The following is a 24,262-nucleotide window of genomic DNA, read 5'->3' as shown; positions in this document are numbered from 1 at the left end:
CCTCAACAGTTACCTTCCAGACGCGTCGGTCTCGTGCCCGTTTTGTCCTTTGGAAAGCTTGAGCGATTCCCGCGTTCAGCTTTCGTTAACCTCAATTATTGGTCGAATGCGGTAGGATTGCGGCAAGAAACAAAAACATTGTGGCGCAGGATCTTAGCGAGAATCCGCACCAATGGATTAGAGACTTTCCCATTCCACATCTGCTGGGCGCAGGCCCTATTCATCATCAGCGGCCTTTTCTTTGACCAAGTCAGGTGCGAAACATGAACCATGTCAAAGAAAACCCTGAACCAGGCCAATTTGGCCGCCTTGGGCGCACACCGGCTTGCCGCTCTGCTCATCGAGGTCAGCACCGGCAGCGCCGATATCAAACGCCGCCTGCGGCTTGAGCTGAGCCATAACCTTGGCCCGGAAGAGCTGGCGCGCGATGTCCGCAAGCGTCTGGTGTCGATCCGCAGATCCACAAGCTTTGTGGGGTGGCGCAAGCGCAAGGCCCTGATCAAGGACCTGACCACCCAAGCCGAAATGATCACCGAGAAGATTGCCCCCGAAGCCCCCGCCGAAGCATTCGAGTTGTTGTGGCAGTTCATCGAGATTGCCCCGTCCGTCTACGAGCGTGTCGATGACAGCAGGGGCGATGTCGGCGATGTTTTTCGCACTGCCCTGAGTGGATTTGTAGATATCGCGCAAAGGGCCGGGCTTGACCCGCAGGCGCTGGCGATGCGCGTCTGGGATGCCGTGCGCGACAACCGGTATGGCGAATTTGACGGGATCATCGGGCTCTTGGCCCCTGCTTTGGGCGATGCGGGGCTTGAACAGCTCAAGACCCTGGTGATGTTGCACAAAGGCGCGCCGGTGAAAGAGGTCAGGGATCACGCGGCGCTTCAGTTCTTGCGTGACTTGCGCAGTTCAGGCGGGAATTTCGCAGCGGATCAGAAGACGCGACTGGTCAAAATGTGCCTGCAGGAAATCGCAGCCGCCCAAGGTGATATCGACGCCTATATCGCACAGTATTCCGCCCAGGATTTGACCCGCCCGCGTATCGCGGCAAAGGTTGCAGGGCTGTTGGCCGGTGCCGCGCGCCCTCAAGACGCGCTTGATGTCCTGGCAGGTGCCGATCCGGTGGGCCGGGATGCGGACTGGGATGCCGCCTATATCGCCAATCTGCTGGCGCTGGACCGGGTGGCCGAGGCGCAAAGCCACCGGTGGGAGGTGTTCTGCGAAACGCTGGATGTGCATAGCCTGCGGGACTACCTGAAGGTCCTGCCTGATTTCGATGATATCGAATTCGAAGATGCCGCCAAGGCCCATGCCGCGCAATTTCCGGACATGACAGTGGCGCTGCGGTTCTTTCTGGATTGGCCTGACCTGCCTTCCGCCGCACGCCTGATCCAAGACCGGGCGTCAGAACTTGACGGCGACCTGTACCAGATTTTGACCCCGGCTGCCGAGGCATTGCGCAACAGGCATCCCTTTGCTGCGGTTCTGGTCTGGCGGGCGATGATTGATCACGCGCTTTGGGACGGCCGTTCAACCCGCTATGGGCACGCAGCGGATCATTTGATGGACTGCGCAGCGGCAGATGCCGAGATTGCGGATTACGGCAAGTTTCTGTCTCATGACGCCTATGTCGCCCGTCTGCGCGAGGTGCATCGGCACAAGTCATCATTCTGGGCGCGCGTCCCCTAGGGAGCCTTCATGTGCGTTCTGTTTCCGGTGCTCCGAATTGGATTGCCCCAAGTCCCTTTGCCGGTCAGGCGTACCGCCCGATCACGGCTATCCCGAATGTCATCAACACGGCGGCCCCCAACCGCCGCTGCCAGTTTCCTTCCTTGAGGACAAAAAAACCGATCAGCGTCGCGAAGATGACGGATGTCTCGCGCAGCGCTGAAACGGCCCCCAAGGGGGCGAAATTCTTGGCATAAAGCACAAGGCCATAGGCCGTCATCGACACCATCCCGCCCGCAATCCCGGTAACCCAGATGCGGACTGGCAACTGAACCAATGTCCTGCGGCGCAGCCATCCGGCGAAACCTGCGATGAACAGGTGCAAAAACGCGCCCCAGGCCCAATAGCTTAGGGTATTGCCCGACAGGCGCACGCCAATCCCGTCGACCAAGGAATAAATCGATATGCAAAAGCCGGTGGCCAACGACAGGACCAAGGCCGATTTGCCAACGCCGGTGCGCAGCGACGTCCAACTGCTCAGCAAGATGCCCGCGACGATCAGCCCGATGCCGATCCAGACCGGCGGGGGCAGGACCTCGCCCAACAGCAGCCATGCCCATAGCGACACCAGCGCGGGCACGATGCCGCGGGCAATGGGATATACGACGCTAAGATCGCCATGTTGGTACGCACGACCCAGCAAATAGAAATAGCCGAAATGAACCACAGTCGACAGCGCGATGTAGACAAAGCTTTCCGCGCTTGGCAGCGGCAGGACCGCGACCATGACGGCACCGGGAAGGACATGACCGAAGGCAACCAGCCCCAGCGTCGTCGTCCGGTCAACGGCTGACTTGACGATGGCATTCCACACCGCGTGCAGCAGGGCTGCGGACAGGATGATGGCAATGATCGTCAAGGACATGGCGAAATGCCTCGTTTGAGGTTTATGAGTCGGTCTGCCGGTCGGGCATTTCCTCGATCAGCCGCGTCTCGAGAAGCTGCCCTTTCGCATAAAGGATCGGGGTCGCAACCGCAGCGATATTGCTGTTGAAATCGCGAAAGGCGCGCAGGGTTTCCAGATGGATGTCACTGGTGGCAAAGCTTTGCGGGTCGCCGGATTGCAACCGTTTAAAGTGCTTCTTGCGGCTGTCACGCTCGGCGCGTTTGATTTCGGTCTTTTCCATGTTCAACAAGCGCGCACTTTCCAGATCGTCCGAGATCAGAACATTCGACGCCAACTTTATATTGGCGAGGATGTTCTCGTGCATGTGCTGCAACTCAGACCACCCTTCATCGGAAAACGCGCCGCCCGTTTTGCCCAGTTTTCCGGCCAGCCCCATCAACCGTTCGGCGACAACATCGCCCGCCGTTTCAAGACGCACGGCATATTCCAGCATTTCGCGGGCCACGCGGCCGTTTTCGGGGTCCATCATCTTGACCGACAGGCCCGCCGTAAAAGCACGGATGCGGGTGAGGCAGGCGTTCACCTCGTGGTCAACAGATTGCACCGCCTTGATATGCGACCTTTCGCCCGAGCGGTACAAATCCATGACGGGGCGGAACATCGTTTCGACCAGTTCGGTCATGCGCAATAATTCACGTTTCAAAGAAGCCACGGCTTGGGTCGGCGACCCGACGTTCATCGGATCAAGCGCGGTTTCCGGGCGGGACGGGATCAGAAAGGAACCGTCTTTTGCAGGGTCCGGCCATATCCGTTCAAACGGGGCCTGCAACCATGTGCAAAATGGCAAGACCAACAGCAGGACAGACGCGTTGAAGGACACATGCGCAATCACCAACACCTGGCTGCCGATCTCCGCCCCGATCACCGTCGGGTCCAAGGCAAGATTGACCGCAAACAGACAGATCACGGCCCACATTCCGCGCACCATCAGGTTGGCAAAGACGATCCGCCGCGCAGGCAGATCCATGCCGCGTGTCAGCCAGACAGGAATGAAAGCGCTGCCCAGGTTGGCCCCGAACACCAGCGACAGGCCCGCAGCAAAGGGGATCGCGCCGACCTGAACCAGCGTGACGCACATCAAGATTGCGGCCACCGAACTGTGCATCAGAAACGCCAGCGCCCCCCCCACCAGAAAGGCGGTGATATAGTCGCGCGCAAGGTAATCGGACACCGCCGGCAAAAAGGCGCTGTCGCGGATCGGCTCCATCGCGTCGCGCAGGAACTGCAGCGAAATCAGGATCAGGGCGATGCCCATGGCGATGCGCCCCGCCTGACGCAGTTTCTTCGAATCCGTCTTTAGGTACAGCCAGCCCCCAACGGCCAGCAGGACCGGTATAAGCCATGTCAGATCGGCAGAAAGCACCTGTACGATCAACGCCGACCCCAGATCACCGCCCAGAACAATCGCCAGCCCCGTGCCAAAGGCCAGCAATCCACTGGCTGCAAAACCCGCCGTCAAAACGGCAACCGCGGCCGAGCTTTGTAGCACAAGCGCCAGAACCATGCCCACCAGACCTGAGCGCAAAGGACCGCGCTGGCCCGTCATCACCCGCTGGAAAGAGGCCCCGTAACTGCGTTCAATTCCTGTACGCACAAGGCCCACGGCGAACAGCAGCAACATGGTGGCACCTGCGATGCTGACAAGAAAATTGATGATGACCACGTCTAGCGCCCCACCATCGCCAAAAGCCCGGCGTGTATTTCCGGCGTTGCGGCAGACAGAACACGCCCGTCCGATTTCAGTGTCAGGGGCTGCCCCGCCCAGTCGGTGATGATGCCGCCAGCCTCTTCGATCACGACCATCAGCGGCAGGTAATCATAGGGCTGCAGGTCGAAGTCCACGACCGCATCCACATGCCCCGCCGCCAGCAACGCATGCGGATAGCAATCATAGGAAAACCGGCGGGTCTGGCCGGCCTGCACGAGCGCGGCAAAAATCTCTGGGTGCTCTGCATAGATCTTTTCGCCTTCGTTAATGAACAAGATCGCCTGATCAAGGTCAGTCCGGGCCGAGCAGTGGATCGCAGTGCCATTCAGCGTTGCCCCTTGGCCTTTGATGCCCAGAAACACCTCGTCCAGCGCAGGCATACCGATTAGCCCGATTTGCGGCATGCCATCCCTAAGATGTGCCAGCAAAAACCCGAAAAGGGGATGGCCCGAGAGAAACGACCGCGTGCCATCTATGGGGTCGATGATCCACATCCATTCTTTGTCAGCACCTTCGATCCCGTGTTCTTCGCCAAAGATGCCGTCATCCGGAAAATGCCGCGCCAAATAGTCTCTCACCAGCGTTTCAACGCCCCTGTCCGCTTGGGTGACCGGGCTTGCATCATCCTTGAACTGTGTACCCAAAGGCCCCCGGAAATACCCCATGGCGGCCTTGGCTGCGAATTGCGCGATCGTGACCGCGTGGTCGGCGTTAGTCATTGGCTGCATCGTCGCCTCCGGTCGCGAGGCAGATTTCGATGCCCCAGTTCGCAATTGCCTGCGTCAATTCCGGGTCGGGCTGTTGGTCTGTCACGACCATATTCACGGCGCGCGGGTTCAGGCCAGAATGGGGGGCGGTCTGGTTGAATTTATGATGATCCAGCGCCACCAGCACCTGTCCCGCACAGTCTGCAACAACGCCTGCCAAATTCGCCTCTGCCGCGTTGAGGTTCAGGAAACCGTGCTGCGCCTGCAAAGCATCGGTGCTGAGGATCGCAAGGTCAAAGGCATATCTGCGACAATGCTGTTCCGTCACGAAACCGAATGTGCCGCGTTCGTCGGTCTGCATTTCGCCGCCCAGCAAATGAACATGGTTGCCGTTATGATTGGCCAGAACCTGTGCGACGCCAATGGAATTCGTCGCAACCGTCAGACGACAGCGATCCCGCAGTTTCTCAGCGACAAAGGCGGTTGTGGACCCCACATCAAGAAACAGGCTCATACCGTCGCGCACCTGTTGGGCAACCGTTGTCGCGATGGCGCGTTTTTCCTTTGAATGCCTGGCAATGCGGCGGACGAAACTGGGGGCATCGCGCGGGCCGGTCAAATAGGCACCGCCATACATCCTTTCCAAGACGCCGGATTTCGACAGCGCCTTGATCGTCCGGCGCACGGTTTCCTCCGACACATCAAGCGTTTTCGCGAGTTCAGCACTGCGCGCGGACCCGCCCAGACGGTGAAGCGCGTCTAGAAGCTCCCGCTCGCGGTGGGAATGTTTTGTTGCTTTATCCATGACGGCAGGGTCAATTATCCACAGGTTTCCACAAAGATCCACACATCTGACCGAAATTGCAAGCATATTTGGGGCCACATGTGTATCAATACACAGGAAATGCGCTTTGGGAGTCACAAGTCCCTTTTCACCGGGCGCTTTATAAGCGTTATTCGAACCCGTCGTCTGAAGTCGTCTGAAAAGGATTCTCGCTATGGGCAGCCCCCAGAACGTTCTGTTTATCGTGACGGATCAGCTGCGGGCTGATTGCGTTTTCGGTGATCTGGCCCAGCACATAGACCTGCCCAATCTACGCGCGTTGATGGCAGATGCGGTGACCTTTCAGCGACACTATTCAGTGGTGAACCCCTGCGGCCCGTCCCGCGCGTCGCTGCTGACTGGGCAATATTCGATGAACCACCGGTCCGTGCGCAATGGCACGCCGCTGCGCCATGATACCGCCAATATCGCAACGGAAATGCGCAAGTCGGGTTATACGCCGATGTTGTTCGGCTATACCGACACATCGCAGGACCCGCGGGCCTTTCATGAAAATGACCCTGCGCTGCGGACTTATGAACACCATATGAACGGCTTTCAGGAAGTCGTCGAAATGCGGTTCGAGATGTCTTATCCGTGGCGATCACATCTAATCGAACAAGGATATGATTTCGACAGCTATTCAAGCGTATATCACCCCGTGTCCCCCACGGGCGATGCCCCAAAAATCAATGATCCCGCGCTTTACCGTGCCAAAGACAGCGACACCGCGTTTCTGACAGACCGGTTCTTGGCGACGATGCCGTCCTACAAGGCAACGGACTGGTTCGCGCATCTGACCTACATTCGGCCGCATCCGCCATTGGTGGCACCTGCCCCGTACAACAACATGTATGATCCCGCGCAGATACCGATGCCCACCCGCCTTGATGATCCCGCGGACGAGGTCGCAAACCATCCATTTTTCGGGGCTGCCTTGGCCAATAAAACCCTGGCAGGGAATGTTGTTGGCTTTCCCGATCTAACGGCCACGGATGAAAACACCCAGACCCTGCGCGCGCTCTATTTCGGCCTGATCACCGAAGTTGATCTGCATATTGGCCGCGTGATCGACTTTTTAAAGAAGACGGGCCAATATGAGGACACCTTGATTGTGGTAACGGCGGATCATGGCGAAATGTTGGGCGACCGGCACAGTTGGGGCAAGTTCACGGTCCATGATGCCGCCTATCATACGCCGCTGATCATCCGCCAACCGGGCAACGGGGTCCGCGCGGGCAGCGTCGTGACGGAACCCGTCGAGACGATCGATATAACCCCGACGATCTTGGATTGGGTCGGTCAGGACATCCCCAATTCAATGGACGGCAGATCGCTGCTGCCTTTGCTGCAAGGCGAGGTGCCGCAGGACTGGCGCACATACACCTTCTCGGAATTCGACTTTTCCGAACCCGAGGCCCCGACGGTCTGGGAACAGGCCCTTGGCACAGGCCCCAGCGATTCATCGCTTTCGGTCCTGCGCGAAGCGCGGTTCACGCTGGTGGAATTTGCCGCCGATCTGCCCCCGATCCTTTATGACCATGACGCGGCGGGCGAAGCCGTCAATGTCGCCAGCCAGCCGGAGTATCAAGCCGATCTGAACAGGCTGACCCGATTGATGCTGCGGCACCGGATGAAGAATATGGACCACACGCTGTCGCTGTATTCGATCACGAACGAGGGTCCCCGCCTGAAACAGCGCCACGAAATGCCGTAGACACGGTTCAGTCCAAAGGAAACACAGGGCGGCGGACGTTCTTGTATCCCAGCGATCCATAGTTGAGTGTACACAGCGCCCCGCTGTCACAGACGATAATGCGCCCGGCGATGGGAGTGAAGGCAGCGCGAAAATGCTGCATTGATTTCAACGCGACAACGGTTTTCAGGGCGGGGTCAATCCCGAAAGTTTCGAACTGTCTCAGGTCCAGCATCTGGTGTGGCAGGGTCACGATCAATATCTCGATCCCGGCAACATCAAGAACAACTGTCGCGCCGAAATCCCGCGTAAGTCCGCGCATCATGGGTCCGCTGCCAATGACGTAGCCATCACCTTTCCATTTGACTGTACCCGTGACGCGCAAAGGGCCGCCACCGATGTCCGGCGCGGTGGTGCCGCCAATCTTAAGGCTCACGTTGGCCCCGATGTCTTGCGTATTCAGGAAAGCAGCGGCGTCAGGGTCCACCATCGGCCCAAAGCAAGCGTTCCGAACCCCGGCGTCAAGCAACGCCGCCAACAGATTGGTACCATCCCCATAGGCACCCGCCCCCGGATTGTCGGCATAGTCCGCAATGACCAAAGGCCCCGCGCAGGGCATCCAGGTCTTTGCGATCCCGGCAGCCTGTGCACTGCTGAGATAGCTGTTCAGGGCGTCATTGCGCCGTTCCCAGATATCATCGGCAAGCGTTTCCGCAATCTGGCGATGCGGCCCCGTATCGCCATCGCATGTGACCAGAACAGTCGGACCCACATCGGCAATGTCGGCGCAGGGAAAGCCCCCATTGATGCTGATCGCATAGACCCCCTTGCGGGCCTCGAACGCACGGGCAAGCGCATGGCGTTCAATCATCGGGCCTTGGTCGGTCCTGCCGCCATTGGCCTCCTCCAGCATGGGCCGGCGGGCACGCAGGGTCACGGGCCGGATGTCACCGGACATGGCGCGGTGCAGAATTTCAGCCGTGCGGCGACCTGTGGCGCGGATATCGACATGAGGATAGGTCGTGTAGGAAACTAGGATCTGCGCCAGACCGCACATGGCTTTGGTGACGTTTGCATGGGGGTCAAGCGTGACGGCAACGGGTATGTCCGGGCCAACAACGGCACGGACACGGCGCAAAATCTCGGCTTCGCCATCTTCGTGGAGATCAGTAACCATGGCACCGTGGAGCATGAGGAATACGCCGTCCCAGGTTCCATTGGCTGCAGTGATCAGGGGGGCCACCAGTGCATCAAAGGCATCGCGCGTCACGACCCCGCCGGGACCCGCGGCTGCGCTGATGGTGTGCGTGATATCCCAACCGTGGTCACGGCCGACGTCAAGCAATCCGGCAAGTTCCGTGTTTTGATCGCCGCGCTCTGCAATCGCCCGCGCCCCATCCAACAAGAAACGGCCCTCAAAGCTTTTCAGCGTCGTCGGGTGGATATTGAAGGTATTTGTCTCGTGGATAATCTCGGCAGAGAGAACTTTGAAACTCACGATTTATATCCTTTGGCACGGCGTCTGACACCGATCTGGGGCGGGCTTGCGTCGGTTCGCATCAACGGGACCGGTACTGCAAGAAAACAGAATTTGTTGACTTGTTGAAAACTTTATTCCTAAGTTTCTTCATCTGCGGGGAAATTATCCATGATAAAGCAACTGCCAGGCACCCCTTGGGGACAAGATTTTCTGCGGTCAGCGCGGCCTTTACGCTGCCGGTCCGTGTTTTGATCCTGCCAAATCACATTTCGGCCCAAGGTCACGCCTTGGCCATCACTTTGTTCAACGTCTCTTCGAAACCATTCCCGCCAGCATGCATAAAAAGCAGGCATCTCACTTTTGAGATGCCGTAAAACTGTTGACGCTTCTCGCCAACTTCGGATTTGCGGGTAGTCTTTTTAAAAAACCAACGATGGCATCAAGCCCAAAAAATAATTGCCGGTACGCGGTGAAAACCCAACAAGGAAGCACCTTATGAAAAAAATACTTTTATCCAGTGCGGCGCTGATGGCCATGTCAGGGGCCACGATGGCCGCGTGTCCGGCCGTTACCATCGCGGATCCGATGGGCCTGGATGCCGGGGCGTTCCCGCAGCAATATGAATTGTCGGAATTTCAAACCCTCGCCAACTGCACCCTCGAGATGTCCGAGAACCCGGAAATCGCTGCACTGAACGGGCGTATTCGCGGCAACCCCGACATGCCCGCATTGGCAGACCGTATGCCCACCGAACCGCTGGTCGTTGCCCCCTATGACAAGATCGGCAGCTATGGCGGCACCTTCAACGCGCTGTCCAACGCAACCGAGGCCGGCACATCCGACTTTATGTCCGTGCGCCACGTCAACCTTGTACGCTATGCCGATGATCTAACCACAATTGTGCCAAATGTCGCAAAAAGCTGGTGGTGGAATGACGATTACACGCAACTGACATTCGTGCTGCGCGAGGGTCATAAATGGTCAGACGGCCAGCCCTTCGGTGCCGAGGATGTCGAATTCTGGTACGAGAACCTTGCCCTTGACCCCAATGTGATCGAAAGCCCCAAGGATTATGTCCTGGCCGGTGGCGAACCGATGACCGTCGATGTGATTGATGCGCAGACCGTGCGGTTCAACATGCCGTCGCCCAAGCCTGGCTTTCTTGCGCATTTCGCCAACCACTATGCCCAAGGCTTCCAGCCCAAGCATTTCCTTGGCCAGTATCACCCTGCGATCAACCCCGATGCGGATACGCTGGCGCAGTCGCTGGGGTTCGAAAACGGCTATGACCTGATCAAGGCCTATTACGGCAGCTCTGACTGGATGGACACGCCGACGCCCATGTTGGCCCATCCGGACAAGGTCGCGAACCTGCCCCTTGATGCGGCACCGACCCTTGAAAGCCACATCGTCATCTCCGAAACCACCGAAGGCCGCCAGTTCGTCGCCAACCCCTATTACTACATGGTCGACACGGCCGGAAACCAACTGCCCTACATCAACGAGATGGACGAGATCTTTGTGGGTGAAAGCGAAGTGCGGTTGCTGAAACTGGTCAACGGCGAAGTTGATTACAAGGCGCAGGCCTTGCAGATCGACTATGTGCCGCTGCTGATGGAAAGCCAGGAAAAAGGCGGCTTCGTCGTCGATCTGAAACCTGACATCACGATGCCGACCTTCGCGTTCAACGTCACATCCGAAGATCTTGAAAAGCGCAAAGTCTTTGGTGATCTGAAGTTCCGCCAGGCAATGTCTGTCGCGATGAACCGTGACGAGATCAACGAAGTCGCGATGTTCGGTCTGGGCAGCCCCCAGCAATATATCGGCTTTTCGCCGACACCTTCGTTCGTCACCCCGGAATGGGAACAGCATTACGCCCAGTTTGATCCTGAAATGGCCAAGTCATTGCTGGATGAAATCGGCGTTGTGGATACCGACGGCGACGGCATGCGCGAATTGCCCAACGGTGATCCGCTGACGCTGAACCTGCAGGTTGCCACGCAAGGCATTTCGATCAAGATCGTCGAACTTGTCGGGCAAAGCTGGCGCGACGTGGGCATCAACAACACGGTGAAAGAAGTCACGACCGACGAATACCGGTCGTCCCAGTCGTCAAACCAGCTGGATGTGACAATGTTCGAAAAAAGCGTGCCGTTGGCCGTTGTTCTGGGCAACGCGGAAATCTTCATCCCGCCGTATGACAACTACTTCAACATGCGCACCGCGATGCTTTGGGGTGAATATGTGCAATCCGACGGCGCTGCCGGGGTCGAACCGCCCGCCTATGCCAAACAGATGATGGAGGACGTAAAAGCGTTTCAGGCCACGCAGGTGGGTACCCCTGAATCCGACGCTTTGGGTCTGAAGCTCGTCGAAAACATGACGGGCAACCTGCTGTTCATCGGTACGGTGAAAGAACAAAAGCCGCTCTACTATTCGGCGGCGTTGAAAAACGTCACACCGTTCAAGACGGCATCTTATGCCTATTACCGGACGTACCCCTACCGTCCGTCGCAGTGGTTTCTTGAAGAATAAACCCTGACCCAACCTTTGTTGCGGGCCGCTCGCGTGGCCCGTAACTCACGACATAAAAGCGAACCCAAACGGGTCGCATTCTTCGACGGGGCAATCATCTGATGGTACAGTTTCTTCGGTTCGCGTTGATCCGCGCCGCGCTTGCCCTTTTCACGCTGTGTCTTGTGTCCTTTATCGTATTCTCGCTGATGGAATTGGTGCCGGGGGACTGCGCCGAACGCTATCTTGCCTTCAAGAACAGCCAGGGTGCCCAGATATCCATCGCCGATATCGAGGCCGAACGCGTTCGTCTGGGGCTGGACCGACCCTATCTTGAGCGTTGGACAAACTGGATATTCAACGCCTTTCAGGGCGAATTCGGCGACAGCTGCATCCTGCGCCTGAACATCAACCAATTGCTGGGCCAGAAAGTCTGGCTGAGCATCGGCATCTGCCTTGGGTCGCTGTTTCTGGCGTATCTCATCGCCATACCGGTTGGCATCATCGCCGCCACATCGCGCAACCCTTTCCTGAACAACAGTCTGCGTCTGGTCAGTTATCTGGGGCTGGCCCTGCCGAACTTTCTGCTGGCGCTGATGATCATGCTGTTTTCCACGGTTATGTTCGGAAACAGTTTAACGGGGTTATTCTCGCCCGAGTTTCGGGATGCCGCATGGGACTGGGCCAAGATCAAAGACTTTCTTGGGCATGTCTGGCTGCCTGTTTTCATCCTTGGCTGGTCGGCGACCGCCTTTGCTATCCAGACCGTGCGCGCCCTGATGTCCGACGAAATCAGCAAGCTTTACGTGACCGCCGCCGCCGCCCGCGGGGTGTCGGGGCGACGGCTGCTGATGCGGTATCCTGCCCGTCATGCGCTTAGTCCGATCATCAATTCGCTCGGCTTTGACTTGAACCGCATCTTCAACGAATTGCCCATCGTTGCCCTGATCCTGACCTTGACCGAAGCCGGATCGCTGTTGATCGAAGCACTCGCACGGTCGAACGATCAACAGCTTGCAGGGGCGATCATCTTTTTCCTGACGGGCAGCATCGTGGCGATCAACTTTATCACGGATATCGCGCTGGCGCTGGTCGATCCGCGCATTCGTCGCAGCATATTGGGGTAATAGAGATGACTGAAACCAATATTTACGACGCATCTGTCGACCAAACGGCCAAGGACGCCTATTTCACCGCCTCCCAGGGCCAGCTGATCTGGACCCGTTTCAAAAAACAAAAAGCGGCGATGGTCGGCGCATGGGTATTGGTGATCCTGATCCTGTCCGGAATCTTTGCGTCGTTCTTGACGCCCTATGACCCCACCATTGCCGGGCGCGACAAGGATTACTTGAACGGTGCCCCCACGATCCCGAAATTCTGCGATGACAACGGCTGTTCCCTGCGGCCCTTCATCTATGCGCTTGAGCGTGAACGATCAGCCAAGACCAATTTCAGATGGGTCACGACCGTCAACACCGACAAGCGGCTTTATGTTCAGTTCTTTTTCGAAGGGGCAAAATACAAGTACCTCGGGATGACGTTCAACACCCATCTTTTCGGAATCGAAGACGGCTATATCCACCTGTTCGGGACCGATTCCACAGGCAAGGATATTTTTTCGCGCACCTTCCACGCGATCAACACGTCGCTTGCCGTGGGTACCATCGGGGTGTTTTTGTCTTTCGTGCTGGCGCTGATCATTGGCGGCATATCGGGGTTCTATGGCGGCTGGGTCGATAGTTTCATCCAGATGGTGACCGATGCCGTTCGCACCATCCCCGCCATCCCGCTTTTCATGGCGCTGGCCGCCTTCATCCCGGACACCTGGAGCGCGGAGGAAAGGTTTTTCTTCATCTCGATCATCTTGGGTTTCATCGGATGGCCCACGCTTGCGCGACGGGTGAGGACGCACCTTTTGACAGAACGGAACCAGGAATACGTGCTGGCCGCCCAGCTTTGCGGGGCCTCAAGCGGGCATATCATTCGCAAGCATCTGCTGCCCAGTTTCACCAGCTACATCATCGTCGATCTGGTGATCTCCTTTCCGTATATGGTGCTGTCCGAAACCGCGCTTAGCTTTATCGGGCTGGGCCTGAAAGACCCTGTGAATTCGCTGGGGGTCATGCTGCAAAACGTGACCAGCGCGGATGTTTTGCTCAATTATCAATGGTATTTCATTCCGGTGATCTTCTTCATCGTGCTTGTCATGGCCTTCGTGTTTGTCGGCGACGGGCTGCGCGATGCGGCCGATCCCTATGGAGACACCAAGAAATGAGCCGACTGATCGACGTTGAAAACCTGACGCTGCAATTTGACACCGACGAAGGCCGCATCACCGCTGTCGACAACGTGTCCTTCAGCCTCGAAGCAGGCGAGGTCATGGGCCTTGTCGGTGAAAGCGGGTCGGGCAAATCCGTGACGGCCAAGTCGTTGATGAAACTGAACCCGCGGAATGCTGTCTACGGGCCAGATACCAGGATCACGCTACATCTTGATGAGGGTCCCGTCGACGTCATGTCCCTGCAAACCGACCGCGAGATGAAGATCGTGCGCGGCGGGTCGATTTCGTTGATTTTTCAGGAACCGATGGCCAGCTTCGCGCCCGCGATCTCTATCGGGGACCAGATGGTAGAGCAGTTGTTGATCCACACCAATTATTCCAAACCTCAGGCCAAGGAGGTATCGATCGAAATGCTGGACCGCGTCGGCATTTCGGACCCCCGCACGCGCTTTGGTCAATATGCGTTTGAACTGTCCGGCGGCATGCGCCAGCGCGCGATGATTGCCATGGCGCTGTCGACCAAGCCCAAGCTGCTGATTGCAGACGAACCGACAACCGCGCTGGATGTGACCATTCAGGCGCAGGTCATTGATCTGATGAAAGACCTCGTGTCGGAATTCGGCATGGGCATTATCTTTATCACCCATGATCTGGGCGTGATCGCGCAGACGGCGGATAAGGTCGCGGTGATGTATCTGGGGCGTCTGGTTGAACAGGGTACCGTGCGCGACGTGATCCGCCGGCCCGCGCATCCTTATACCCGTGGATTGCTGGCCGCCTTGCCGACGCTGGATGATATTGGCGCTCCGCTGACGCCAATCCCCGGTGACATCCCCTCGCCTTTGGAACGCCCATCGGGATGCGTCTATCACACGCGCTGCCAAGAGGTGATCGGCCCACGTTGCGCGGCGCAAGTCCCCGCCTTTTTGAAGGTAGACGCCGACCACGCCGCCGCATGCCACATCTATGATCCAGCGGGGGACAGCGAATGAGCCGATCCCCTTTGATCACCGCAAAGAACCTGTCGGTCCACTACCCGTTGCGCGGCAGTTTGATCGGCCCCGCGCCATTTGTGCGGGCAGTAAATGACGTCAGCCTTGAAATCGCGCCCGGCAGCTTCTTTGGCCTTGTCGGAGAATCCGGTTCCGGCAAAACCACCCTTGGCCGCGCTATGCTGCGTGCCGCGCCAATCAGCAAAGGGGACGTGCATTTTGATGATGGTGAAGTTGCCTATTCTCTTAAGAACCTCGGGAAAAAAGAGCTGAAGGATTACCGCAAACGCGCCCAGTTGATCTTTCAAGACCCCTATGCCGCATTGAGCCCGCGCATGACGGTGCGCGACATCGTCGCCGAGCCGCTCGAGGTGATGGGCCTGACCAGATCACGCGCCGATACCGATGAACGCGTGCGCGAAATTGCCGCGAAATGCCGGCTGAACGTGGAACACCTGCGCCGGTTTCCGCACGCTTTTTCAGGCGGCCAGCGGCAGCGCATATCCATCGCGCGGGCCTTGGTATCGGGGCCGAAATTCATCGTGGCAGATGAAAGCGTCGCAGCGCTGGACGTGTCCATTCAGGCGGACGTGCTGAATCTTCTGAAGGCGATACAGCACGATATGGGGCTGACGTTTCTCTTCATCAGCCACGATCTGAGCGTGGTCGCGCACGTCTGCGATCATGTGGCCGTCATGTATCTGGGACGCCTCGTTGAAACCGCGCCCACGCGCACTTTATTCTCTGGTCCGCGCCATCCTTATACCAAGGCCTTGCTGTCCGCGATCCCGTCATTGGACCCTGATGACCGGGGCAAGGCGCAAAAGCTTGAGGGGGAAATCCCTTCGCCCACCAACCCGCCACCTGGATGTAAATTCCAAACCCGTTGTCCCCACGCGATGGATCGCTGCCGTGTTGAAGAACCAGTTTTAGAAAGCGCAGGGGTCGAGCATAATGTCGCCTGCCATCGCTGGAAGGAACTGATCTTCTAAAAGGTGCCATCAGTCCAGATGAGGGATGCCGCCCAGATATTGACCGCTGCGGCAAAGCCTTTGATCAAGGCCGTCCTCTAATCGCGCGGCGTCAAAGCGCGCCTGTGATCCCGTCGCCCGCCCATTGGTCTTCGCTTTGGTCGGGCAAGACCACAAAGGGCGAACGGACGGTAAAAGCGTAACGAAAGGCGCGCAGCCGGATGGTCCAGCAGATTGACGGTAGCGGCCTGCCCCTCAAGATCAAAACCCCTGAGTATTTCCCTTTGCCATTTTCTACTTGTTGGTCCTGGCTTTAGGCTTTTCTTCTGGCCGTTACGTGTCGGGAATTGGAAACTTGGTTTTTTGCTGGGTCTCCGGTCGCCGTACCTGATCGAAACTTTGACACAGCTGCGGCCAATGCATCGGCTTCAGATCTCAAAGAATGGCTTGCTGCCGTGGTTTCTTCGAACATCGCTGCGTTTTGTTGCGTCACTTGATCAAGCTGGTTCACAGCCGTATTGATTTCGCTGATCCCCGTAGCCTGCTCTTTTGAAGAAACGGCAATGGCGGCGATCCGCTGTGATATTTCCGAAACTGCCTCGACGATCAAAGACAACGAGCTTCCAGTCTTGTCCACAAGATCCACACCTTGTTGAACCTGATCACCAGACCTTTGGATCAGCGCATTAATTTCCCCGGCGGCTTCCGAAGACCGTTGCGCCAAGGCCCGCACTTCGGTGGCGACCACGGCAAATCCGCGCCCTGCTTCACCAGCTCTGGCGGCTTCCACCCCTGCATTCAGGGCAAGCAGATTGGTTTGAAACGCGATATTCTCGATCACCGATGTGATTTTAGAAATTTCCTGTGAGGACGTCTTTATTCCGTCCATCGCACGGGCCGCAGAACGGGCAACTTCGCCCCCGTCTTCCGCATTGCGCTTGGCCTGTTTGGACATCTCGCTGGCCTGGGTTGCGCCCTCCGCCGCTGATCGCACCGAACTGTTCAGCTCATCCATTGCGGCGGCGGTCTGTTCAAGCGTCGCCGCCTGCTTCTCGGTGCGCCGCGCCAAATCATCTGCGGCACTGCTGATATACGAAGTCTCATTCCGAATGGAGACTGCGTTCAGTGTCACCGCACCGATGGTTTCGCGTAGCGCCCGGACCGCAGCGTTGAAATCATGTCTGATTTTTTCATATTCGATCGGAAAAGCGGCTTCGATGTCGCTGGTCAGATCGCCGTCAGACAGACGTTTCAAAGATTTCCCCAACGTCTCGACAACCAGCGCTTGTTCATCTGACCGCGCTTTTCTTTCTGCCTCAGCCTGTGCCTGAAGCAGCGCACGTTCCTTCGTTACCTTCGCTTCGCGGTCCCGCTCTCGTGCCTCGATTTCAGCGATGCGGTCGCGTTCGGTTTCATCCCGCATGCGCGCCTCGTGCTCTTGGCGCGCGGCTTTCTCCTTTGCAGCGCTTTCGCGGGCACGGTCTTCTTCTTCGAGGCGTCTTTGAGAGATCATGCCGTCTCTGAATACGCTCAGGGCTTGCGCCATTCGTCCGATTTCGCCCCCTGTCCTTTCGAAACCCGTGACCGGTGCCATATCCCCATCCGCCAGGCGCTCTGTCACCTTGGTGACGGCGATCAAGGGACGCACGACCAAAAGAAATGCCCCCAAAATCGACATAATGGCGAGCGGTGCACTGATCACGGCAATTGTCGTCATTCGTGCGTTCCCCTCAGTTGCGGACTGGTCCAGACGGCCGCTTGCCCCGTCGATCGCGGAAACGGATCTTCGCCCGAGACCGCGGGCGGCTTCGGTGATCAACGCCACTTCGTCAGCAGCGGCCTTAGCCGCAGTCCCGGCAACTTCGCGCGCCTCGATCACGATCTGGCGCGCGGCAAGAACACCGGTCGATGGATCGGCCTGTTCAATCATGGTTTGAACTGACGCGACACGGTGGAATCCAAAACCAATTTTCTAAAACGATTCAATCTGGTTGACCAGTTCCGCGAGGAAACGATTGCAGATTGAAGACCCGCTTTGTCATCCGCGGAACTGCCAGTCAGAATAACAGAGAGCAATCCGCCGATTGCACCATCAAGGTCCGTGATATTGTTCACTTCTTCAAGTTTCGGGGCAATGGATTGAACGGTGGTGTCGGCTGGCGACATGGTGACCTGCTGCAACATTGACCGGCCACGTTCCGTAAGCGCCAGATGTGCCGTCACCGCCGCTGCGTTCAGGACATCAGAACCCGACAACGTCAATTCATCGTAGTTGATTTCTTGCGCCCGCGTCTCGACTAGCAATCCTATACTGGCAGATGCAGAGGCGATTGCTTCGAGAAGCAATCGTTCATCATCACCATTCAAGCCGGAGGCTGCGTCACGTAACGCGTCTAACAGCCGGTCTGCATCGGTTGCCTTTGACGACATTTCATCGGCACTTTCTGCGACCAGGATCGAAGACAGACTTTCACCCAACGCACCTGCAGTTTCGATCAGTGTCGAACTTTGCTTCAGATTTGGCACGAACTCTGTCTCAAATGTTCTGAGGGACTGCGAAAAATCCTGAAATACGGATTTTCCGACCCATATTGCGAAGCCGGTCAAGGACGCCATGACGATCAACATCGCGCTGAATTTTACCGCAATGCTGCCAAGGTTGGATGCTCTTTTCGTGTTCACCGGAGCCACTTTCAGGTTAAAAGGAGGTCTGCAAACCACCCGATTTGCAGAGCCGAATGAAAGTTCATTAAAGCGCACACCTTTCACTGATGTTAATTCCGGCAGATGAGAGCGGAATTATTGGGTGTCACCATCAGGCAAAAGGATCCAGGCAAACTGTGGTGATACCGCGCGACCACCCGTGAATAGCGCCTGAAACACAGTTCAACCTGACCTATTTTCCAAGCACTACCGTCGACACCAGTCACACGTGGCTCGCCCAAAACTCTGTTCCCCGACATCATTACATTTGACGCGGCGATCCGAAGCGACTAGCCATCACCTTACCAGGGGCGCTGAAAAGCTGAGATGTACCCTTTGAACCTGAACCAGATAATGCTGGCGGAGGGAGGTCGTATGTCTTGTATTTGCACATGCGTTGTCTCTTTTTTCGCCCGAAAAAGGAGACAGAATGGCCCCCTCGGATCTGCTGATTGAACTGCGTGACCAAAAGCCGCTTGTGCACTGCATGACGAACTATGTGGCGATGAATATCGCGGCGAATGTCGTTCTTGCGGCGGGGGCTTCGCCCGCGATGGTACATGCCTTGGAAGAGGTCGATGATTTCACGCCAATTTGCAGCGCGCTGACCCTGAACATCGGGACGCTTTCTGCACCTTGGCTGGCCAGCATGGCGGCGGCGGCCAAGGCCGCGCAGGCGCATGATATTCCTTGGGTACTGGACCCGGTTGCGCATTTCATTTCGGGTTACCGCAAAGAGGCGGCACAGGAATTGCTGGCCCTGCGCCCGACGATCCTGCGCGGGAATGCTTCGGAAATATTGGCCCTCGCGGGCGAGGCCGGCGCAGGTAAAGGGGCTGATAGCGGTGACAGCGTCGAGGCCGCGCAGGGGGCCGCAAGGGCGCTGGCTGCACGGTTCGGCAGCGTTGTCGCGATCACCGGACCCGTGGATTACGTGACCGATGGCACGCAAGAGGCCCGCATCACCGGGGGATCATCTTTGATGCCGCAGGTGACCGCCTTGGGGTGTGCGCAGAGCGCGTTGATGGGGGCCTACGCTGCAACAGGGCCCGCATTTGACGCCGCCTTGGCATGTCTTGCGCATTTCAAGGTGGCGGGAGGTGCGGCTGATGGACTGGCGAAAGGTCCGGGCAGCTTTCAGATGCATTTTCTAGACGCGCTTGCTGCGACCCAGCCCGAGGATTTGGCACAGGTCATCGCGTGATGCGGGATCTGAAGGCGCAGCTTCGCCTCTATCTGGTAACAGATGCCGACCTCTGCGCAAGGCTGGGCGTTGTCGAGACTGTGCGCCGCGCCGTGGCAGGCGGCGTCACCATGGTGCAACTGCGCGACAAGACCGCGACCACCGCCGAACGACGTGCACTAGCGATCAGGCTCAGACACGCATTGGAGGGCAGTGGCGTGCCGCTGGTCATCAACGATGACGTGGCCGCAGCGGTTGCAGCGGATGTGGATGGCGCGCATATAGGACAGGGCGACATGTCGCCGGAACGGGCGCGCGCATTACTCGGGCCGGACAAGATCCTTGGGCTGTCGTGTGAAACGCCCCAAACCGTGCGGGCGGCGGACCCCTTGATTGTGGACTACCTCGGGCTCGGCCCGGTGTTTGGAACGGCAACAAAAACGGACCATGCCAAGCCTGTCGGTTTTGAAGGTCTGGCTGATTTGGTGGCGCTGACCCGGTTGCCCACTGTTGCCATCGGTGGATTGAAATCGGCACATCTGCGCGATGTACAGGCCAGCGGTGCGGATGGCATGGCCGTCGTGTCAGCCATCTGCGGGCAGCCTGATCCGTGCGCGGCAGCACTGGCGTTCGGCAGCACGAAAACACAGGTTCCCACATGATCCCGAACGTGCTGAGCATTGCAGGCTCTGATCCGTCCGGCGGCGCGGGCATTCAGGCCGATATCAAGGCGATTTCCGCGAACGGGGCCTTTGCCATGGCGGTGATCACCGCATTGACTGCGCAGAACACGCAGGGCGTCACTGGCGTTCATCTGGTGCCACCCGATTTTGTGCAAAGCCAGATTGACGCGGTCTTTGCCGATATCCGCGTGGATGCCGTCAAGATCGGCATGATCGCGAACGCGGAAATTGCAGCGGCTGTCGCACAATCGCTGCAAGAACATGGCGGCATCCCGGTCGTGCTTGATCCGGTGATGATCGCCAAGGGTGGTGCCGACCTGCTGCAACCAGACGCCATGATGACCCTGCGCGATGCCCTTTTACCACTGGCCACGCTGCTGACCCCGAACTTGCCCGAGGCGGCGCATCTGCTTGGCACGCGCACCGCCACGACGCGGGCCGAGATGGTCGCGCAGGGTCGCGCACTTTGTGCCCTTGGTCCGCAGGCGGTGCTGATGAAAGGTGGCCATCTGAACGGACCCGACAGCCCCGATTGTCTGGTCACGCCGCACGGCACCACATGGTTCGAAGCTGAACGCACCCCGACCGCGAACACCCACGGCACCGGCTGCACATTGTCATCCGCTGTGGCCGCCGGGCTGGCCCACGGTCTGGCCCCGGCCCGGGCCGTCGCTGTGGCCAAGTCCTATGTCGCCAAGGCGATTGCCAATGCCGACGCCTTATCCGTCGGTTCCGGCCATGGTCCGACCCACCACTTTGCCGCCCTCTATGCCAATAGAAAGTGAACGCCTTATGAAACCCGTTGTCTTTGCCACGATCCTATCGCTTTTTGCGGCCCCACTTTGGGCGCAGGATCAAGTCACCTTGCTGCTGGACTGGTTCGTCAACCCCGACCACGGCCCCGTCATCATCGCACAGGAAAAGGGCTACTTTGCCGACCAGAACCTTGCGGTTACGGTGATCGCCCCGGCTGATCCCTCGGCCCCGCCCAAGATGGTGGCGGCAGGTCAGGCCGATCTGGCGCTTTCCTACCAGCCGCAATTGCATCTTCAAATTCACGAAGGACTGCCACTGCAGCGCGTCGGGACTTTGGTCGCAACACCCCTTAACTGCCTTTTGGTTCTGGCAGATGGCCCGATCAAGACGCCCGCCGACCTGAAAGGGCGCAAGGTCGGTTATTCCGTGGGCGGCGTCGAAGAGGCAGTGCTTGGGCAAATGCTCAAGACCCATGGATTGGCGCTGGATGATGTCGAGCTGATCAATGTGAACTGGTCCCTGTCGCCTGCCCTGATGTCGGGCCAGGTCGATGCCGTCATTGGCGCGTTCCGGAATTTCGAGCTGAACCAGATGGATATCGAAGGCGTGCCCGGCCGTTGTTTCTACGTCGAAGAAGAAGGCCTGCCGCCCTATGATGAGCTGATTTACGTCGCCAACAAAAACACCATGAACGTCGACAAGATCCGGCGTTTCCTTGCCGCCACGGAAAAGGCCACCCAATTCATCATCAACCACCCCGCCGAAAGTTGGGAGATGTTTGCAAATACCGCACCGGAACTGAATGATGACCTGAACAGGCGCGCCTGGGCCGATACACAGCCCCGTTTTGCGCTGCGCCCCACCGCAATGGACGCCGGTCGCTATGCAACGTTCGAGGCTTTCCTTTACGATGCGGGGTTGATCCCCGTAGTCAATCCGGTCAGCGACATCGCCATTGACGTGACCGCCCGATGACCGGATCACCCTACGGCACGACATTCGCGCTATGGCGCGCGGGGTGCGCCGACCCGTGGCATGCCTATACCCGTCACGCTTTTGTCGAGGGTCTGCGGGATGGAACATTGCCGCGCAAATCCTTCGTGCATTACCTTGTCCAGGACTACGTTTTTCTGGTGCATTTCGCGCGGGCCTGGTCATTGGGCGTGGTCAAGGCCGAAACGCTGGATGAAATGAAGATCTGCGCGGGGACCGTCGACGCGTTGGTCAATCATGAAATGGCGCTGCACGTCGAAACCTGCGCTGCCGAAGGGATCGACGAAGCAACCCTGTTTACCGCCAGCGAGGCGTTCGAAAATCTGGCCTACACGCGATATGTGATGGATGCGGGACTGCAAGGCGATTTCCTGGATCTGATGGCAGCCCTTGCACCATGTTGTTTCGGCTACGGCGAAATCGGCCTGCGGTTGGCGGGGTCCGCCGCCTCCGAAACGCCCTATCGGCCCTGGATCGATACCTATGCAGATGACGGATATCAGACGGTCATGGTGTCCGTCGGACAGATGATCGACGCAGCCGTCACGCGCCGACTGGGGGCTGACCCGTCGAACGCCGCGCGGTGGGCGCAATTGCAGGGGCGCTTTACCACCGCCACCCGACTTGAGGTTGCGTTTTGGGACATGGGGCTGCGCGGGGCATGACACCGGCCCCGACGATCCGTCTACGCGGCACCTACCACATTGAGGGTCAGCAGTTGTTCGGGCCAATCGATGTGACCTTGCCTGCGGGGCAATGGACCTGCGTCCTGGGACGCTCTGGCGTGGGTAAGTCGACGTTGGTCCGGTTGTGCGCGGGCCTGCCCTGTACCGGAGAGTTCGACGGGCAGATTACCGCATCTGACGGTGCCGACTTGGCCGAGCGCGTCAGTTTCATGGCGCAGTCCGATTTGCTGCTGCCCTGGCTTAGCGTTCTGGAAAACACGGTGCTGGGTGCCCGCCTGCGGGGCCAAGCGCCCGATATCCAAAAGGCGCAAGGTTTGCTGGACCGTGTCGGGCTTTCTGCGCACCTGCATAAGAAACCAAGCGCCCTGTCGGGGGGGATGCGGCAGCGGACAGCCCTCGCGCGCACCTTGATGGAGGATCGGCCCGTCGCATTGCTGGACGAGCCCTTCGGTGCACTGGACGCAAGCTTGCGCGCCGACATGCAGGAACTTGCCGCCGAGGTGCTGGCAGACAAGACCGTGCTTTTGGTCACCCACGACCCCGCAGAGGCTGTCCGGCTTGGGCATCAGATCATTGTACTGACCCCTGATGCTGCCGAAAAATGGCCAACCCCGCCCGAAATGCCTATCCGCGATCAATACGCGGTCGCGACGATATCTTGTCAGGCCGGATTGCTGGCGCGTCTGAGGCAAAGCCCGTGATCCAGTTGCGCTACGCAGTGGGGGCAACCGCATTTGCGCTTTTGCTTTGGCAAGGCGTGGTGTGGATCACCGGCGTGCCCGCGTTTATCCTGCCCTCTCCCCTGCGGGTCGCACAGGCCGCGATCGCCAACCGCGCGCTGATCGCTGAAAACGCGCTGGTGACCGCGACCGAAGTGATCCTGGGGCTGATGATCGGCACTGTGCTGGGGGCGATCACGGCAGTCCCATTGGCAGGCTCGGCACGACTTCACCGCGTGGTCATGCCCCTGCTGATCTTTACCCAGGCGGTGCCGGTCTTTGCATTGGCCCCGATCTTGACGCTTTGGTTGGGCTATGGCGTCGCGTCCAAGGTCGTGATGGCGGTTTTGATTATCTATTTTCCCGTGACCTCGGCGTTCTACGACGGGCTGACGCGGGTACCTGCGGATATTCTGGACATGGCCAGAACAATGGGCGGCACCAAGGGGCAGATCATGCGCCGGATCAAGATCCCCCATGCCTTGCCGTCGCTGGGCACCGGGCTCAGGCTCGCCGCTGTCTATGCGCCAATTGGCGCGGTGATCGGTGAATGGGTCGGCGCATCCAAGGGTTTGGGGTACTTGATGCTGTTGGCCAATGGCCGCGCCAAGACGGATCTGATGTTCGCAAGTCTCTTGGCCCTGGTCGTCATGACCTTGCTTTTGCATCTGGCCATCACCAAAGCGGCTGACAGCCTGGGGCGCAGGTAAAGAGCGTGCCGTATCAGACCAT

General features: G+C 58.3%; 21 protein-coding genes and 1 riboswitch. Of the genes, 14 read left to right on the top strand and 7 right to left on the bottom strand.

Features of this window, described 5'->3' with window-relative positions; all coding sequences use genetic code 11:
- Positions 1-270: 270 nt before the first annotated feature.
- Positions 271-1,689: a DUF6880 family protein gene (locus tag RGAI101_RS19250; RefSeq protein ID WP_008229558.1), complete on the top strand. Its 1,419-nt coding sequence runs from the start codon at positions 271-273 to the stop codon at positions 1,687-1,689.
- A gap of 64 nt (positions 1,690-1,753) precedes the next feature.
- Here RGAI101_RS19250 and RGAI101_RS19245 read toward each other — a convergent pair whose 3' ends face one another.
- Genes RGAI101_RS19245 through RGAI101_RS19230 form a run of 4 tightly spaced genes read right to left on the bottom strand, consistent with a single transcriptional unit; the run spans position 1,754 to position 5,855 of the window.
- Positions 1,754-2,593 (bottom strand): SMR family transporter, encoded by an 840-nt coding sequence (locus tag RGAI101_RS19245; RefSeq protein WP_008229730.1) that lies wholly within the window; start codon positions 2,591-2,593, stop codon positions 1,754-1,756.
- 22 nt (positions 2,594-2,615) lie between these two features.
- Positions 2,616-4,298 (bottom strand): Na/Pi cotransporter family protein, encoded by a 1,683-nt coding sequence (locus RGAI101_RS19240; RefSeq protein ID WP_008229501.1) that lies wholly within the window; start codon positions 4,296-4,298, stop codon positions 2,616-2,618.
- Between the two features lie 2 nt (positions 4,299-4,300).
- Complete coding sequence (locus RGAI101_RS19235) at positions 4,301-5,062, bottom strand: inositol monophosphatase family protein (RefSeq protein WP_008229754.1); 762 nt, start codon at positions 5,060-5,062, stop codon at positions 4,301-4,303.
- Positions 5,055-5,855 (bottom strand): DeoR/GlpR family DNA-binding transcription regulator, encoded by an 801-nt coding sequence (locus tag RGAI101_RS19230; protein ID WP_037230224.1) that lies wholly within the window; start codon positions 5,853-5,855, stop codon positions 5,055-5,057. The genes RGAI101_RS19235 and RGAI101_RS19230 overlap by 8 nt, the downstream gene beginning before the upstream one ends.
- A 193-nt stretch (positions 5,856-6,048) precedes the next feature.
- Here RGAI101_RS19230 and RGAI101_RS19225 point away from each other — a divergent pair, with 193 nt between their 5' ends.
- Positions 6,049-7,590 (top strand): alkaline phosphatase family protein, encoded by a 1,542-nt coding sequence (locus RGAI101_RS19225; protein ID WP_008229739.1) that lies wholly within the window; start codon positions 6,049-6,051, stop codon positions 7,588-7,590.
- Between the two features lie 7 nt (positions 7,591-7,597).
- On the opposite strand, the gene RGAI101_RS19220 is transcribed toward RGAI101_RS19225, so the two are convergent.
- Positions 7,598-9,067, bottom strand: a complete 1,470-nt coding sequence (locus RGAI101_RS19220) for a M81 family metallopeptidase (protein WP_008229701.1) — start codon at positions 9,065-9,067, stop codon at positions 7,598-7,600.
- 477 nt (positions 9,068-9,544) lie between these two features.
- Between RGAI101_RS19220 and RGAI101_RS19215 the strand changes: the two genes are divergently transcribed.
- The 5 genes from RGAI101_RS19215 (at position 9,545) to RGAI101_RS19195 (ending at position 15,828) form a co-directional block, all read left to right on the top strand.
- Positions 9,545-11,584, top strand: a complete 2,040-nt coding sequence (locus RGAI101_RS19215) for an ABC transporter substrate-binding protein (RefSeq protein WP_008229662.1) — start codon at positions 9,545-9,547, stop codon at positions 11,582-11,584.
- A 101-nt stretch (positions 11,585-11,685) separates the two neighbouring features.
- Positions 11,686-12,690: an ABC transporter permease gene (locus RGAI101_RS19210; protein ID WP_008229601.1), complete on the top strand. Its 1,005-nt coding sequence runs from the start codon at positions 11,686-11,688 to the stop codon at positions 12,688-12,690.
- A 5-nt stretch (positions 12,691-12,695) separates the two neighbouring features.
- Positions 12,696-13,838, top strand: coding sequence for an ABC transporter permease (locus RGAI101_RS19205; RefSeq protein ID WP_008229834.1), 1,143 nt, complete (start codon positions 12,696-12,698; stop codon positions 13,836-13,838).
- On the top strand, positions 13,835-14,836 hold the full coding sequence (locus RGAI101_RS19200) for an ABC transporter ATP-binding protein (protein WP_008229723.1): 1,002 nt from the start codon (positions 13,835-13,837) through the stop codon (positions 14,834-14,836). Before RGAI101_RS19205 ends, RGAI101_RS19200 begins: the two co-directional genes overlap by 4 nt.
- Complete coding sequence (locus tag RGAI101_RS19195) at positions 14,833-15,828, top strand: ABC transporter ATP-binding protein (protein ID WP_008229546.1); 996 nt, start codon at positions 14,833-14,835, stop codon at positions 15,826-15,828. The genes RGAI101_RS19200 and RGAI101_RS19195 overlap by 4 nt, the downstream gene beginning before the upstream one ends.
- A 292-nt stretch (positions 15,829-16,120) precedes the next feature.
- On the opposite strand, the gene RGAI101_RS21700 is transcribed toward RGAI101_RS19195, so the two are convergent.
- Both RGAI101_RS21700 and RGAI101_RS19185 read right to left on the bottom strand, forming a co-directional pair.
- The gene (locus RGAI101_RS21700; protein ID WP_008229703.1) at positions 16,121-17,737 is read right to left on the bottom strand and encodes a methyl-accepting chemotaxis protein; all 1,617 of its coding nucleotides are present in this window, start codon (positions 17,735-17,737) and stop codon (positions 16,121-16,123) included.
- Positions 17,734-18,576 (bottom strand): hypothetical protein, encoded by an 843-nt coding sequence (locus tag RGAI101_RS19185; protein ID WP_157044755.1) that lies wholly within the window; start codon positions 18,574-18,576, stop codon positions 17,734-17,736. The genes RGAI101_RS21700 and RGAI101_RS19185 overlap by 4 nt, the downstream gene beginning before the upstream one ends.
- A 231-nt stretch (positions 18,577-18,807) precedes the next feature.
- Positions 18,808-18,896: riboswitch (TPP riboswitch) on the top strand.
- Positions 18,897-18,940: 44 nt separating this feature from the next.
- Here RGAI101_RS19185 and thiM point away from each other — a divergent pair.
- Genes thiM through RGAI101_RS19150 form a run of 7 tightly spaced genes read left to right on the top strand, consistent with a single transcriptional unit; the run spans position 18,941 to position 24,240 of the window.
- Positions 18,941-19,714, top strand: a complete 774-nt coding sequence (gene thiM, locus RGAI101_RS19180) for a hydroxyethylthiazole kinase (RefSeq protein WP_008229641.1) — start codon at positions 18,941-18,943, stop codon at positions 19,712-19,714.
- Complete coding sequence (thiE, locus tag RGAI101_RS19175) at positions 19,714-20,355, top strand: thiamine phosphate synthase (protein WP_008229762.1); 642 nt, start codon at positions 19,714-19,716, stop codon at positions 20,353-20,355. Before thiM ends, thiE begins: the two co-directional genes overlap by 1 nt.
- Entirely contained in the window at positions 20,352-21,161 is an 810-nt protein-coding gene (thiD, locus tag RGAI101_RS19170; RefSeq protein WP_008229838.1) for a bifunctional hydroxymethylpyrimidine kinase/phosphomethylpyrimidine kinase, read from the top strand. The genes thiE and thiD overlap by 4 nt, the downstream gene beginning before the upstream one ends.
- A gap of 7 nt (positions 21,162-21,168) precedes the next feature.
- Positions 21,169-22,107 (top strand): ABC transporter substrate-binding protein, encoded by a 939-nt coding sequence (locus RGAI101_RS19165; RefSeq protein WP_008229768.1) that lies wholly within the window; start codon positions 21,169-21,171, stop codon positions 22,105-22,107.
- A complete protein-coding gene (gene tenA, locus RGAI101_RS19160) occupies positions 22,104-22,790 on the top strand; it encodes a thiaminase II (RefSeq protein ID WP_008229625.1) in 687 nt (228 codons plus the stop codon). The genes RGAI101_RS19165 and tenA overlap by 4 nt, the downstream gene beginning before the upstream one ends.
- Positions 22,787-23,512: an ABC transporter ATP-binding protein gene (locus RGAI101_RS19155; protein WP_008229769.1), complete on the top strand. Its 726-nt coding sequence runs from the start codon at positions 22,787-22,789 to the stop codon at positions 23,510-23,512. Before tenA ends, RGAI101_RS19155 begins: the two co-directional genes overlap by 4 nt.
- Positions 23,509-24,240 carry an ABC transporter permease gene (locus RGAI101_RS19150; protein ID WP_254655316.1) on the top strand — a complete coding sequence of 244 codons (732 nt, stop codon included), beginning with the start codon at positions 23,509-23,511 and terminating at the stop codon, positions 24,238-24,240. Before RGAI101_RS19155 ends, RGAI101_RS19150 begins: the two co-directional genes overlap by 4 nt.
- Positions 24,241-24,262 lie beyond the last annotated feature (22 nt).

The sequence above is a fragment of the Roseobacter sp. GAI101 genome, from assembly GCF_000156335.1.
Classification (GTDB): Bacteria; Pseudomonadota; Alphaproteobacteria; order Rhodobacterales; family Rhodobacteraceae; genus Sulfitobacter.
The sequence above is the reverse complement of the archived record's forward strand: the minus strand, read 5'-3'. Positions and strand labels throughout refer to the sequence as shown.